Origin of the sequence: Psychrobacter urativorans, assembly GCF_904846675.1 — a bacterium.
GTDB lineage: Bacteria > Pseudomonadota > Gammaproteobacteria > Pseudomonadales > Moraxellaceae > Psychrobacter > Psychrobacter urativorans_B.
Genome location: NZ_CAJHBT010000001.1, coordinates 210,704 through 224,698, shown reverse-complemented (window position 1 = coordinate 224,698; position 13,995 = coordinate 210,704). Strand labels below are relative to the sequence as shown.

Annotated in this window: 12 protein-coding genes and 2 tRNA genes; all 14 read left to right on the top strand. The window is 41.1% G+C overall.

What is annotated here, in order from left to right; all coding sequences use genetic code 11:
- Nucleotides 1-42: 42 nt before the first annotated feature.
- The 14 genes from JMY06_RS00995 (at nucleotide 43) to pnp (ending at nucleotide 13,945) form a co-directional block, all read left to right on the top strand.
- Entirely contained in the window at nucleotides 43-576 is a 534-nt protein-coding gene (locus JMY06_RS00995; protein ID WP_201615573.1) for a DUF2058 domain-containing protein, read from the top strand.
- A 405-nt stretch (nucleotides 577-981) separates the two neighbouring features.
- Nucleotides 982-1,290, top strand: a complete 309-nt coding sequence (gene secG, locus JMY06_RS00990) for a preprotein translocase subunit SecG (protein ID WP_201528736.1) — start codon at nucleotides 982-984, stop codon at nucleotides 1,288-1,290.
- Between the two features lie 263 nt (nucleotides 1,291-1,553).
- A tRNA-Leu gene (locus JMY06_RS00985) sits at nucleotides 1,554-1,638 on the top strand.
- A gap of 129 nt (nucleotides 1,639-1,767) precedes the next feature.
- Nucleotides 1,768-1,844 (top strand) — tRNA-Met (locus tag JMY06_RS00980).
- Between the two features lie 555 nt (nucleotides 1,845-2,399).
- Nucleotides 2,400-2,900 (top strand): ribosome maturation factor RimP, encoded by a 501-nt coding sequence (gene rimP, locus JMY06_RS00975; protein ID WP_201615572.1) that lies wholly within the window; start codon nucleotides 2,400-2,402, stop codon nucleotides 2,898-2,900.
- 232 nt (nucleotides 2,901-3,132) lie between these two features.
- The gene (gene nusA, locus JMY06_RS00970) at nucleotides 3,133-4,617 is read left to right on the top strand and encodes a transcription termination factor NusA (RefSeq protein WP_201615571.1); all 1,485 of its coding nucleotides are present in this window, start codon (nucleotides 3,133-3,135) and stop codon (nucleotides 4,615-4,617) included.
- 163 nt (nucleotides 4,618-4,780) lie between these two features.
- Nucleotides 4,781-7,507, top strand: a complete 2,727-nt coding sequence (gene infB, locus JMY06_RS00965; protein WP_201615570.1) for a translation initiation factor IF-2 — start codon at nucleotides 4,781-4,783, stop codon at nucleotides 7,505-7,507.
- A gap of 236 nt (nucleotides 7,508-7,743) precedes the next feature.
- Nucleotides 7,744-8,163 (top strand): ribosome-binding factor A, encoded by a 420-nt coding sequence (locus tag JMY06_RS00960; RefSeq protein WP_201615569.1) that lies wholly within the window; start codon nucleotides 7,744-7,746, stop codon nucleotides 8,161-8,163.
- A gap of 9 nt (nucleotides 8,164-8,172) precedes the next feature.
- Nucleotides 8,173-9,225: a tRNA pseudouridine(55) synthase TruB gene (truB, locus tag JMY06_RS00955; RefSeq protein WP_201615568.1), complete on the top strand. Its 1,053-nt coding sequence runs from the start codon at nucleotides 8,173-8,175 to the stop codon at nucleotides 9,223-9,225.
- Between the two features lie 301 nt (nucleotides 9,226-9,526).
- Nucleotides 9,527-10,054: a type 1 glutamine amidotransferase domain-containing protein gene (locus JMY06_RS00950; RefSeq protein ID WP_201615567.1), complete on the top strand. Its 528-nt coding sequence runs from the start codon at nucleotides 9,527-9,529 to the stop codon at nucleotides 10,052-10,054.
- 97 nt (nucleotides 10,055-10,151) lie between these two features.
- Complete coding sequence (locus JMY06_RS00945; protein ID WP_201528722.1) at nucleotides 10,152-10,319, top strand: hypothetical protein; 168 nt, start codon at nucleotides 10,152-10,154, stop codon at nucleotides 10,317-10,319.
- A 126-nt stretch (nucleotides 10,320-10,445) separates the two neighbouring features.
- Nucleotides 10,446-10,625, top strand: coding sequence for a hypothetical protein (locus JMY06_RS00940; protein ID WP_201528720.1), 180 nt, complete (start codon nucleotides 10,446-10,448; stop codon nucleotides 10,623-10,625).
- A 297-nt stretch (nucleotides 10,626-10,922) separates the two neighbouring features.
- Complete coding sequence (gene rpsO, locus JMY06_RS00935) at nucleotides 10,923-11,189, top strand: 30S ribosomal protein S15 (protein ID WP_201528718.1); 267 nt, start codon at nucleotides 10,923-10,925, stop codon at nucleotides 11,187-11,189.
- Nucleotides 11,190-11,842: 653 nt separating this feature from the next.
- Nucleotides 11,843-13,945 carry a polyribonucleotide nucleotidyltransferase gene (gene pnp, locus JMY06_RS00930; protein WP_201528716.1) on the top strand — a complete coding sequence of 701 codons (2,103 nt, stop codon included), beginning with the start codon at nucleotides 11,843-11,845 and terminating at the stop codon, nucleotides 13,943-13,945.
- The last annotated feature ends 50 nt before the right edge of the window (nucleotides 13,946-13,995 follow it).

Here is a 13,995-nt window from a genome sequence, read left to right as displayed (position 1 = left end):
GCTACCATATTTTTTAGGTTTTATTATTTAGGTGATTGGATTATGGCTAAAAATGCCCTACAGGCTCAACTTTTGAAAGCTGGATTAGTTGACAGCAAAAAAGCCAAGCAACTAAGCAAACAGTCTCAACATGCCAAGCGTACTGGCGATTCAGCAGCAGCTGAAGTTAAAAAAGATTTGGCAGAAGCCCAAGCAAAAAAAACGAAAAAGGATCTAAAGCTTAATCAGGAAAAACAAGAAGCTTTAGAACAGAAAATGCTAAAAGCTAATGTTATTCAAATGATTAAGCAGCATCAGATTACTGATACACAGGGTGATGTAGACTATCAGTTTGTTGATTACTCTAAAGTGAAAAAAATCCATATCACCCAAAAACTATATGATCAAATAGTGGCTGGTCATGTGGTTATTGCACGATTGGAGGAAAGTTATGCTCTGCTCCCTCGTCCTTTGGCAGATCGTATAAATACGAAATTGGAAGGTTTTATGGTTGTATCTAACGATAAACCAGATGAGGATTTTGCGACTGACGATCCTTATGCGGCCTATGTGATTCCAGATGATTTAATGTGGTAGTGATTGTTTTTTAAGGTAATAGTTTTTTAAAGTGATGATTTTTACTTTTTTAAAGTTATATCTACACTTGTTGTGCTGTAACAATATACTTTTGATCATCGTGCTTTTGAATCTTAGTCGCTATCTGCGGGACGAATACCTGGTGTCGCTAATAAGAGTTCTTGCCCCAACCGCTGCTTTAAGCTATAAAAATAATGATGACACACCCTAAATCCATTAAATACCTAAGCTAAATAGCTAGACAACTAAAAGCGCCCTAATAAATTGTGATGAGTGTGTTTAACAGTGACCTTGCAATCGTGTACAATGCGCCTTATTTAATCCCTTTATACTTTAATGTCAATGTATTAACCCAAAGATTTAATAACCGTTATCAGTCGTCATTACACGGCAAAAGAGGACACCATGTACACGTTTATATTAGCCCTTCATATTATCGTGGCAATTGCCATGACCGGCTTGATTTTGATACAGCATGGTAAAGGGGCAGACGCTGGGGCTTCTTTTGGTGCGGGTTCTTCAGGAACTGTATTTGGCGCTGCAGGCACCGCCAACTTCTTGACTCGTGCTACTGCTGTATTGACCGCCATATTTTTTGTGACCAGTATGACATTGGCAGTACAGGCTCGTAAGCAGGCAGAAGATCAGTTTCGCCTAGACGCGCCAGTCTCAGCACCGCAAACGCCACGTCCTTTGACCGAAAATCCTCAGTAGCCTGCTTTTATTAAGTATGGTTTATAAACGGTAGCTCAGCTTTTTATACAGCTTAGCTCTTAACTTCTCGTAAGCCCTTGAATTACAGTGTTTGCATTTTTTATTGACAGCCCTTGCTATTTTAGCAGGTTAGTCTTACAATGCTTTCCTGTTTAAGCGGTCTGCAGTTATCATAAGTACCATCCTCATGGTATAGCACCATAGTATAAATGCAGCGAGAGCAACAGATTAGTAAAAGAAGTTAAAGTAGTAAGTAAGCATAGGCGATTGTGGTGGAATTGGTAGACACGCCATCTTGAGGGGGTGGTGGCGCAAGCTGTGGGGGTTCAAGTCCCCCCAATCGCACCAACTTTTTTTACACAGCACGACATTAAGTTGGCTATAACAGAAAAGAAATCTTCAATTTTAATTTTAATTAATTTGAAATAAAGATTGACACTTCTACAAAACCTCCCTATAATGTGCGTTCTAGATTGATGCGGGGTGGAGCAGTCTGGTAGCTCGTCGGGCTCATAACCCGAAGGTCGTTGGTTCAAATCCAGCCCCCGCTACCACTTTTTATACTGATATTTTTTACACTAAATTTGTCAGTGACAAATAGCCCACCATTATTATGTTTGTGGGTTTTTTTGTATCTGCTAGTCAGTGTTACCGCGGTATCTATTCTACTTATGCTAAGCTCTATGCCCATAGAGTACGATACCCGCCACTTGCGCGATGACTCGTAAGCAACACTGCCTTTTATTTACCTCATACTTGTTTATGACTATTATTCATAATAACTGCTACTTTCATAACTCTAATTTATAGCAGTTATCTTTATAGTATTACTGTCGTAAATGCTATTTTATAGAAATCTATTTTTTGACAGCTGCTTTGTTGATAACGATATTACTACTATTTAATATTGCTCCTATTCATAGCCACTATAGCTGTAATAGGTAACTACCATAATAAAAGTGCTTTATTAATTATAAAAGCATAAATAATAACAGTGTGGTTAGTCAGTATTAAAAATAGTGTTAAGTAACCCTTTAAAAATACATATCAACCCATTATATAATTCACTCAGCTCCACATACAAGTGAATAGGAAGCTATAAACAGATTATGAAACTTTCGACCAAAGTCGCAGAATTGACCAGTATTATCGCCCCAGCTGTTGCCGCTTGTGATGTAGCACTATGGGGTGTGGAATTTGTACCACAAGGGCAGCGCTCTTTATTGCGTATCTATATTGAATCGTTGCCGGAAGAGCTGGCACAAGATAAGCATGTGACGATCGAAAACTGTGCAGCAGTCAACCATCAAGTCAGCGGTATACTTGAAGTGCTTGACCCCATTGCTGGTGAGTATATATTAGAAGTGTCATCACCTGGGTTTGATCGGGCATTTTTTTCCGATGAGCAAATGCATGATTATATCGGACAAACAGTGAGCCTACGCTTGATACAAGCGATAGGACAAGGCGATAAAAAACGCCGTAAAGCCACCGGTAGCCTAGATAGTATAGATGGCACGATGTTAAAGCTGACAGCCATCGATGGTGAGCAGTTCGAGATTGCTTTAAGTAATATTGATAAAGCCAACTTAATTTATGAAGATGCTTAATTAATCAGAGATATAAATTAATCAGAGATATAAATTAATTATTGAAACAATCGGTCAGTAAAATACTAAGTATTACGCAAAGAACATAGAATAAATAAGCACTATATAAGTGATAAGAATACTTAGCATCAGAGATAGAATGTCGAATCTTTAAATAGCGTATGGCTTACAGTAGCAACATAACGTCAATACACAAATTATAAAATTTAAGCAAGTATAGGACAGGTATAGCATGAGTCGTGAAATTTTAACGGTAGTAGAGACCGTAAGTAATGAGAAAGGCTTAAATCCTGAAGACATCTTTGAGGCTATAGAAGACGCTTTAGTGGTTTCGACCAAGAAAAAAGTATACACCGAACAGCCAGAAGTTGAGGTACGGGTCGCGATTAATCGTGAGACTGGTGACTATGATACTTATCGTTATTGGACAGTTGTGGCCGACGAAGACCATGAAATGCCAGCCTGTCAGCTTGCTATCACGGATCTTGACCAAGAAGAATGGTCAATTGGGGATATTAAAGAAGAGCAGATTGAGTCTATTGAATTTGGTCGTATTGCTGCCACCCAAGCTAAGCAGGTCATTATCCAAAAAATTCGTGAAGCTGAGCGCGCTCTAGTGGCAGATGCTTTCGAGTCGCGTGTTGGTGAGATGATGTATGGTGAAGTGAAGAAACAGACCCGCGATGGTTATATTATTGATTTAGGTGATAATGCGGAAGGCTATCTGTCACGTGACCAGATGCTCCCACGTGAGCAGCTGCGCGTAAAATCACGTATCAACGCCATTTTATATCATGTCAATCGCGAAAATCGCGGTGCACAGTTATTGCTATCACGTACTCATCCTGAGATGCTTTCAGCACTCATGCAGAAAGAAGTGCCTGAGATTGCTGAGCAGATTATTGAAATTCGTAACGTTGCTCGCTTGCCGGGTACTCGTGCTAAAATAGCAGTTAAAACCAACGATCATCGCATTGATCCTGTGGGCGCTTGTATTGGTATGCGTGGTACGCGTATCCAAGCGGTACAGCAAGAGCTTGATGGCGAGCGTATTGATGTAGTGGTTTGGTCCGATGATCCTGCCCAATTCATTATTAGCTCTCTTGAGCCTGCGGACGTCAGCAGTATCATTTTAGATGAAGATACTCAAACGGCAGATATTGTATTTAGCACTAACGATCAGCTGGCTCGTGCTATTGGCTCACAAGGTCAAAACGTACGCTTGGCTTCTGAGCTGACAGGCTATAAGCTTAATATGATGCTTGAGGAAGAGTATCAACAGCGTCAAGCCAATGAGACCAAAGGGTTCATTGATTTATTTTATGAACGCTTAGAAGTAGATCGCGATTTAGCTCAAGCGCTAGTAGATATCGGTTTTACCAGTGTTGAAGAAGTGGCGTATGTACCGGTCGAAACCTTCTATGATATTGAAGGTTTAGATGATGACGCGATCGATATGGTTCAAGAACGCGCAAAAGAAGTGGTCATTGCAGACGAGCTGGTTAAACAACAGAATATGAAAGAGCCGACTCAAGAGCTGCAAGATCTTGAAGGTATGACGGTCAGTTGGGCTTATAAAATGGCACAAAAAGACATTGTTACCGTTGATGATTTAGCTGAGCAAGCAGTATTTGATTTAGAAGATATTGAAGGCTTAGATACTGAAACAGCAGGACAGCTCATTATGAAGGCTCGGGAATCTTGGTTCAATGAATAGGCGTTAACTGCATATCGCTGTCTTTTGGTGATATGCTATCGATAAAAAGCGCTGGTATTGTTTTTACGTTAATAAATGACGCAGATATCAGCCTTAACGCAATCATTTGTGGCCAACAATTGAATTGAACATATAGCAAACAATAGACAGTAGGTGATAATCAATGGCAGATAAGACCGTCAAAGAACTGGCAGATATGGTAGGCAAAACCCCGAGTGCTGTAAAACAGCAATTAGTGGATGCTGGGCTGCCTGCTCGTAGTGAGGATGACTCAGTCACCGAACTTGAGCAAGAGAAGTTGGTGACGTATTTAAAACAAAGTCATGGCCAGCAAGACAAGCGCCGTATTAGCCTAAAATCTAAGACGACCAGTACTGCGCGCGTGACCGGTTCTTCAGGTAAATCGAAGAGCGTTAATGTTGAAGTGCGCAAAAAGAAAGTATTCGAGAAGCCTGATCCAGAAAAAATGGCTGAAGAACTCGCTGCTCGCGAACAGGCAATGATTGAATCGCGAGCTCGAGCTGCAAAAGAAGCTGAAGAGCGTGAGGCCACTAAGAAGAAAGCTGGAGAACGTCAAGCAGCAACCTTAGCAGCGATGCGTAGCAGTCTCGGCTCAGGCAAGAGCTCAGAAGGTAAGAATGAGAAAACGTCGACCTCTTCAGTAGTGGTCAAAAAAGGCGGTAAAGCTACCGTTGAGATCAAGACTAAAGGAAAAGAGAAGAAAAAAGTAGCAGCCACTAAGCCAAAAGTTGAAACCGCAGCCGAGCGTAAAGCGCGCGAAGTGCGTGAAAAAGAAGAAAATCGTTTACGTCAAATCGAAACAGAAACTCGTCAAGCACAAGCTAAAGAGGCGCAAAAGCGCACTCTTGAGCAAATGCGTAAAATGGCCGGTAAGTATACTGATCAGCCTGCTGCTGAAGTTCGTAAGGACGAACCATTAGCCGAAGGTTTGGTCGGTGATGCGTTAGAAGAATCGTTTGAGAAAGAACGTCGCGAGATTAAGCGTGGCGCAAGTAGCACTGGTGCCCGTGGTCGTCGCCGTAAGAACCAAGATGAGCGCGAGGTTAAAAACCGTAAAAATGGCTTACGCTCAACACAATCATCACAGCATAAGTTTGAAAAACCTGTTGAAAAAATCGTTTATGATGTCGAGATTAGCGAGCAAATTGCAGTAGCAGATCTGGCTCAGCGTATGGCCGTTAAAGCTCGTCAAGTCACTAAATTGTTGATGAAAATGGGTGAGATGGCTACTGAGTCAGATACCATTGACCAAGCGACAGCCAGTCTGATAGTAGAAGAGATGGGTCACAATCCAGTACCCGTTAGTGATACTAAAGTTGAAGACGATCTGCATGATGCTGTTGATGAGCGTAGCAGCAATGTCCAAGCGCGCCCTCCAGTGGTTACTATTATGGGTCATGTTGACCATGGTAAAACATCATTATTAGACAAAATTCGCGAAACTAAAGTCGCCACAGGCGAGGCCGGTGGTATTACTCAGCATATCGGTGCGTATCATGTTAAGACCAATCGCGGTGTCATTACTTTTCTTGACACTCCAGGTCATGCGGCCTTTAGCGCCATGCGTTCACGTGGTGCCCAAGCGACGGATATCGTGGTCTTGGTAGTTGCAGCTGACGATGGCATGATGCCACAAACTGAAGAAGCGATTGATCACGCCCGTGCTGCTGGCACACCGCTAATCGTTGCCATCAATAAAATGGACAAGCCCAGTGCTGATCCAGATCGCGTGTTGAATGAATTAACCGCCAAACAAGTCGTGTCAGAAGAATGGGGCGGCGATACGCCAATGGCGCGTATCTCAGCCAAAACTGGCGAAGGGATTGATGAGCTTTTAGAATATATTAGCTTGCAAGCAGAGCTAATGGAATTAGAAGCACCATTAGATGGCGCCGCTCAAGGTGTAGTCATTGAATCAAGGCTTGAGAAAGGTCGTGGTCCTGTTGCGAGTGTACTGGTTAAAAAAGGTACCTTGAAACAAGGCGACTTAGTATTAGCGGGCGAATATTATGGTAAAGTCCGCGCTATGATTGATGAAAATGGTCAGCGTATTCAATCAGCCGGCCCATCTATCCCTGTTGAGATTTTAGGGTTACCTGAAACTCCAGCTGCGGGTAGTGAATTCTTAGTCGTGACTGATGAGAAAAAAGCCCGCGAAGTCGCAGACTTTAGAGCCAACCGTGAGCGTGAGCGTCAACTTGAACGTCAGAACAAAATGCGCTTAGAGAGCATGTTTGAACAGATGGAACAAGGTGATGTGTCATTCTTGAATATCGTCCTAAAAACTGATGTTCGTGGTTCACTCGAAGCGTTACTTGCAGCATTAGATGAGCTATCAACTGATGAAGTTAAAGTAAGAGTTATTAGCTCAGGTGTCGGTCCAATCTCTGAGTCCGATGTAACCCTTGCTGAATCTAGCGAAGCTGTGCTCCTAGGCTTTAACGTTCGTGCTGATAGTACTGCACGCCGTAAAGCAGATGCCGCTGATATGGATATTCGTTATTACAGTGTAATCTATGGCTTAATCGATGATGTAAAAGCAGCAATGAGTGGTTTGCTTGCGCCTGAACATCGCGAGAAAATCTTGGGTATTGCTGATGTCCGTGAAGTGTTCCGCTCTAGTAAGTTCGGTGCGGCTGCCGGTTGTATGGTGGTTGAAGGAACGATTTATCGTAACAAACCAATCCGTGTCCTGCGTGATGACCAAGTTATCTTTACCGGTCAATTGCAGTCACTACGTCGTTATAAAGAAGATGTTAATGAAGTGCGCACTGGTATGGAATGTGGTCTTGCCGTTCGGGGCTATGATGTTGAAGCTGGTGATAAAATCGAAGTCTTTGAAATTCAAGAGTTCGAGCGTACTATCTAAGCACGCGATAAGCCTAATCAGCTGAGCATCTTTAGCATTGCTGACTGATATCATGCTGTATTTAGGCCTAACAGGTTCATCCTGCTAGGCCTTTTTTTATTATATATAACAAGCCTGCTGGCCTTTTATTGAAAACTATATTTGTTAGCAGTTCCTATTTATTAAACAGTCATTAAAGTGCTATAAAACTATTATTTAATTGCTATTAAATAATTATTAAAAAACAGGATAATAATATGAACCAACGCTTACAACGCTTAGCGGATCAGATTCAACGCGAGCTTGCTGTTCTTATTCGTGATGAAGTGAACGATCCTCGTCTTACTGGTTTTGTGACTATCTCTAGTGTTAAAGTCAGTCCTGACTTGGGCTATGCCGATGTTTATGTCACCATTATGGAACCAGAGCTTAATGATGCCATGACTAAAAGCAATCATGAAGAAAGTGTAAAAATGCTCAATAAAGCGGCTGGATTTTTACGTACTGAGCTTAGCCATAGTCTAAAAACGCGTACCACCCCGCGTCTGCGTTTCCATTATGATGAAGTTACTGCTCGTGGTAACTATATGATGGATTTGATTAGCCAAGCAGTGACCAAAACTGAGCAAAACGAAGCTGACGAGCAAGAGATAGATCAGAAACAAACTGACGAATAAGTAACTATTATGTCTATTGCGAAGCAAGCAGCTAAACAAAAAGTCTCTGGGGTTATCTTAATCGATAAACCTAAAGGTATGACTTCACAGCAAGTAGTGTCTAAGGTTAAATATTTATTTAAATCACCTTTACATGACAGTAAAAAGGCCGGTCATACCGGAACTCTTGATCCTATGGCAACCGGACTACTGCCTATTTGTTTAGGGGAGGCGACCAAGTTCAGTCACTATCAGCTTGATGCTGATAAATCCTATCAAGCAACCATATTACTCGGCTCTCAGACGGATACGGGTGATGCCGATGGGCAGATTACTGCTGAAATGGCTATACCAGTATTTGATGAGGTAGTGTTGAACAATCTCTCTAAGCGGTTTTTAGGCGCTCAGCAGCAAATTCCACCGATGTATTCTGCCTTAAAAAAAGATGGCAAGAAGCTCTATGAATATGCACGTGCTGGAATAGAGATTGAACGTGCGCCCAGAGACATTGTAATTAAGACTATTGATCTAATCGGGATTGATGAGAGCCAGCTTCAGCTGACGGTCACCTGTACTAAAGGCACCTACGTGCGTGTTTTAGCAGAAGATATTTCCAAAGCATTAGGCACATTGGGTCATTTGACTGCCTTACGTCGTCTGCAAGTCGGCGAGTTTCGCCTTAGAGACTCTATTACCTTGGTAGAATTAGAAGAGCAAGCGCCAGATAGTCGGATGGCGCAATTATTACCGGTAGATGCTTGCGTAGATATTGTAGCTGAACTGATACTGACAGATGGACAATGCGAACGTGTGCGCCAAGGTCAGCGTCTGAATGTATTTGGCCAACTCACAGTTGTCTTGCAAGAGTATATTTTGAGTACCTTGCAGGCAATGCAGCCTGAAGCTAGCACTTCAATCGTCGCCGAGGATATAGATGCTGACAGTCAAAATGATCCAGCGCTGCTATTACAACATGAGCAACCGGTAGATATTCGCCTGCTTGATGAGCAAGGTCAGTTCATCGGCTTGGGTGCAGTCAGTCTTAATGGGCGTCTGCAACCTAAGAAACTCATTCAATTATAGAGCAGTGCACTTTATAGGAATCATCACTCCGATTTGCTAACTCAACCTCCGCACAACTTACTAGCATATTACATTAATCACATATCGTCACATTTAATTGCAGTTTTCGCCTATCGCAAAATCTGCTTTTTTTATATACTCATTAAATCATCTAAGGAAGGCTGCAATAAAAAGAATAATCAAAAATTATAAAAATGGCTATAAGTATTAGTGAAATCTATAAAAAATAAATTATAAATATAATAAATTTCATTATAAACATCGTAATAATACGAACACTATTATAAAAATAAGGAATATTATGAAAACGATCGCTTTTTTACTACACAACAACTTTGAACAAGCAGAATATGAAGACGTTAATAACCAACTAAAAAATAAAGGTTATAAAACTATTCTTATTACTACTAATAAGGACAAAGAAGTCCAAGGTATGAATCAAGATGTCAATAAAGGTGATACTTTTATTGCTGATATTTTTGCCAAAGATGCCAAAGTAGCTGATTATGATGCTCTAGTAGTGCCAGGTGGTACTGTAAATGCTGATACTATACGCGGCAACAAGGAAGCCCATGATATAGTCAACGCTATTAATGATGCAAAAAAACCACTAGCTGTCATCTGTCATGCTCCTTGGATTCTTATTAATACTGGAATTGCTAAAGGTAAAACTTTGACTGCGTATAATACATTGCAGACTGATTTAGAAAACGCAGGCGCAAATTTTGTAGATAAAACCGTACAGATCGATGGTAATCTAATTACGTCTCGTAATCCTGATGATATCAAGAATTTTGTTGATGCTATCGATAAAGCGTTATCTGCATAAACATTGTATTCAATACTATCAATTTTTAACTGCTTAAATAGTTTAATCTAAATGATTAAACTCAAATCACTTAACTATAACGAAAAAGGACATTACCATGGCAAACCCTAATCCAAACGATACTAAACTTGAGCAGGAACGTTCTGATGCAGCTACTGCATCGTTGAAGAATCAAACTGAAAGTAACTATACAAAAGATACTGAAGCAGCAGCAGACCGTATCGCTAAGAATGCAGAAGAAGCTGAGAATAAGAAAGATAAGTAAGTCTTAACTTTTGTTTCTGCTATAAGCTATCCACTATAAATGCTGACTATTTAATAGGTTGGCATTTTTAGTATCAAGTTTTATCAAAGTTGAATTTTAATAATAAAACATACTAGGAGAACTATCATGGATAAGCCAAAAAAAGATATGGATAAAGAAGAAAAGAAAATACAACAGTTAGCTGATGATATCAATCCTAGTGAAGAGGTTATTCCTGATAGTGTTGCTGAAGCAACAACCGTACCATTAGCCGATGATGCACTTGGTGGTAATGCTACGCAGGATGATGTTAGTAAATCAAAATAAGTGTTTAAAGCCTTTTGGACTAATATCTCAAGGCTTTTATGTAAATTGATTAATTATCAACATTACTGTCAAAAAAACTGCTGAAAACTAACATGGAAAATTGCTGTTAGTTCAGTAGTTTTTTGTTATAATTGCACCACGCTAATATATTGTGTTTGCTGGTCACTAGGTCAACTCTAGTAATGCAGGGTTGTCCTGAATGGCGAGCAGACTATTTTATTTATACTATTCTACTGTTCCATAACGGCTCAACCTTATTGAGCTACTTTGGAGCTTTTAGCATTGCCGGAGAAATTTATGCTAACTAACGCTGACCGTGAACAAATCATCGCCCAATATCAACGTGGCGAAAATGACACAGGCTCACCTGAAGTACAAGTGGCTTTGTTAAGCGCGCGTATTAATGATTTGCAAAACCATTTTAAAGAACACAAAGCGGATCATCATAGCCGCCGTGGTCTTATCCGTATGGTTAACACCCGTCGCAAATTGCTTGACTACCTAAAAGGTAAAGATCTTAGTCGTTATACCACAGTTATCAGCCAGCTTGGTCTACGTCGTTAATTCAACAATAGCTGTTTAAATGCCAATACTAATATCAGTACCAATATGAATATTAAGCAGTACAAAAACGGTGTGGAATAGTTTCACGCCGTTTTTTTATGGCTACTACCTGCAGGTTCATGATAGTTTTTATCCCTCGTTACGACCATAACTTAACCCATGAACTATGGATATTTATCTAGTTCTGGAATTAATTGGTCAAGGGATGTAAATCCCTGTAAAATAGTGCACTGTGAGTTTTTACGGCTGTGCTTATATAGACATCAATATGGATGTCAAACGAAGTAAATAGCACGGGGCATGTTATAGATAGGATTAAAACGTCAACCTTATAAAGATGATTATTCGATTGGTATTTATAAACAACGAATATTGTAGATACTGTATTTTCTAGAGCTGTAAAATAGAAAACCGAATTTGTAGCTGTAATAAAATGCAGCAGTACTGATGTAATAGCACTATAGATAGATGTGTGACAGATAAATGTGACGGTACTTGTAAGCAGGGTTAGTGAACGTAGCGCTGATATATATTACACTTATAAGTACGACAGCTTGAGTTATGGCTACAAGGCACAAAGAAATTTTAACGACCGATATCAGATTATTTATATAGTTGATATTATTTTCGTCATTCAACATTAGGAAAATTATATGACAATGTTTAACACTATTAAGCGTGAATTCCAATACGGTGATCAGCAAGTCGTTTTAGAGACTGGCCGTATTGCTCGTCAAGCCAACTCAATCATGGTACACATGGGCGGCGTTTCTGTACTAGTCGCAGCAGTCGTAAAGTCTGAAGCTAAAGCAGGGCAGAACTTTTTCCCTTTGACGGTCAATTATCAAGAAAAGATGTACGCAGCTGGTAAGATTCCAGGTGCTTATGGCAAACGTGAAGGCCGTGCTAGCGAGTTTGAAACCTTAACCTCACGTTTAATTGACCGTCCAATTCGTCCCTTATTTCCTGAAGGTTATCTGAACGAAATTCAGATTACGGCTACGGTTGTGTCATCAGACAAAACTCAATCTGCAGATATCGCGGCACTAATTGGTGCATCAGCAGCGCTAGCTATCTCTGACGCGCCATTTAATGGCCCCGTTGCCGGTGCACGCGTTGGTTTTATTAATGGCGAATATGTTCTAAACCCGAATCTTGAGCAGCTTAAAGAAAGTGATCTTGACTTAATCGTTGCTGGTACAAAGTCTGCCGTATTGATGGTTGAATCTGAAGCGAAAGAGCTATCAGAAGATCAAATGCTTGGCGCGGTATTATACGGTCATCAGCAGCAGCAAATTGTTATTGATAACATTGCCTCATTAGCAGCAGAAGTGGGTACGGCTAAGCAACAGTTTACCGCTCCTAAGCATGATGAAACGCTAGAAAATGGCATGAAAGAGCAGTTCGGCGTACAAGTTGCTGACGCTTATACCATCACTGATAAGCAAGAGCGCTACACTAAACTTGATGACGTTAGACAAGCCGCTATTGATGCGCTTGCTGGTGATGCAGAGTCAGAAACTTATAGCAGCAATGTTTCAGAGCTAAAAGAAATCTATAATGACCTAAAATACCGTACGGTTCGTGACAATATCTTGTCTGGTAAGCCACGTATTGATGGTCGTGACCTTGAAACCGTTCGTGCCATTGATGTGCAAGTCGGCGTGTTACCATTTACTCATGGTTCAGCGCTATTTACTCGCGGTGAAACTCAAGCATTGGTCACCACTACGCTTGGTAACAGCCGTGACGTCAATATGATTGACTCGCTAGCCGGTACAATTCGTGACCATTTCATGTTGCATTATAACTTTCCACATTTTTCAGTGGGCGAAACCGGTCGTGAAGGTATTCCTAAACGTCGCGAAATCGGTCATGGTCGCCTAGCGCGCCGCGGTGTACAAGCGATGCTTCCAGATAGCGAACGCTTCCCATATGTTATCCGTGTGGTATCAGAGATTACTGAGTCAAACGGTTCTTCTTCTATGGCTTCTGTTTGCGGCGCAAGCTTGGCATTAATGGATGCGGGCGTACCAATCAAAGCACCGGTTGCTGGTATCGCTATGGGTCTGGTTAAAGAAGGCGAGCGCTTTGCAGTATTGTCTGACATCTTAGGTGATGAAGATCATCTTGGCGATATGGACTTTAAAGTTGCGGGCTCTAAAGACGGTATTACCGCCCTTCAGATGGATATCAAAATCGAAGGTATTACCCCAGACATCATGGAGCAAGCGCTTAAGCAAGCCCATGCTGGTCGTATCCACATTTTAGACGCGATGAATAAAGTATTGCCTGAAAGCCGTACCGAAATCAATGCGCATGCGCCTAACTATGCCGTTATCGAGATCAACCCAGATAAAATTCGTGAAGTTATCGGTAAAGGCGGCGCAACGATTCGTCAGCTAACCGAAGAGACTGGCGCGGTTATCGATATCGATGATGGTGGTACGATTCGCATCTTTGGTGAAAACAAAGCAGCAACCAAAGCCGCTATCGGTAAAATCGAAGCCTTAACTGCAGAAGTTGAAGTCGGTAAAACCTATGAAGGTACGGTTGCCCGTATCGTTGACTTCGGTGCCTTTGTTAACGTCTTACCAAATACTGATGGTCTAGTACACATCTCACAAATTGCAGAAGAGCGCGTTGAGAATGTATCAGACTACCTAAAAGAAGGTCAAGTCGTTAAAGTATTCGTCCAAGACGTTGATAACCGTGGTCGCATCAAGTTGACTATGAAAGGTATTGAGCAGAGCTAGGTCATTATTGAGCAATATATTGTTAATTAATATCTTATAGTCTTAACATT

Bases quoted from the DNA above. Each gene is read 5' to 3' on its own strand.
- JMY06_RS00995 (WP_201615573.1), top strand. From the start codon at position 43: ATGGCTAAAAATGCCCTACAGGCTCAACTTTTGAAAGCTGGATTAGTT.
- secG (WP_201528736.1), top strand. From the start codon at position 982: ATGTACACGTTTATATTAGCCCTTCATATTATCGTGGCAATTGCCATG.
- rimP (WP_201615572.1), top strand. From the start codon at position 2,400: ATGAAACTTTCGACCAAAGTCGCAGAATTGACCAGTATTATCGCCCCA.
- nusA (WP_201615571.1), top strand. From the start codon at position 3,133: ATGAGTCGTGAAATTTTAACGGTAGTAGAGACCGTAAGTAATGAGAAA.
- infB (WP_201615570.1), top strand. From the start codon at position 4,781: ATGGCAGATAAGACCGTCAAAGAACTGGCAGATATGGTAGGCAAAACC.
- JMY06_RS00960 (WP_201615569.1), top strand. From the start codon at position 7,744: ATGAACCAACGCTTACAACGCTTAGCGGATCAGATTCAACGCGAGCTT.
- truB (WP_201615568.1), top strand. From the start codon at position 8,173: ATGTCTATTGCGAAGCAAGCAGCTAAACAAAAAGTCTCTGGGGTTATC.
- JMY06_RS00950 (WP_201615567.1), top strand. From the start codon at position 9,527: ATGAAAACGATCGCTTTTTTACTACACAACAACTTTGAACAAGCAGAA.
- JMY06_RS00945 (WP_201528722.1), top strand. From the start codon at position 10,152: ATGGCAAACCCTAATCCAAACGATACTAAACTTGAGCAGGAACGTTCT.
- JMY06_RS00940 (WP_201528720.1), top strand. From the start codon at position 10,446: ATGGATAAGCCAAAAAAAGATATGGATAAAGAAGAAAAGAAAATACAA.
- rpsO (WP_201528718.1), top strand. From the start codon at position 10,923: ATGCTAACTAACGCTGACCGTGAACAAATCATCGCCCAATATCAACGT.
- pnp (WP_201528716.1), top strand. From the start codon at position 11,843: ATGACAATGTTTAACACTATTAAGCGTGAATTCCAATACGGTGATCAG.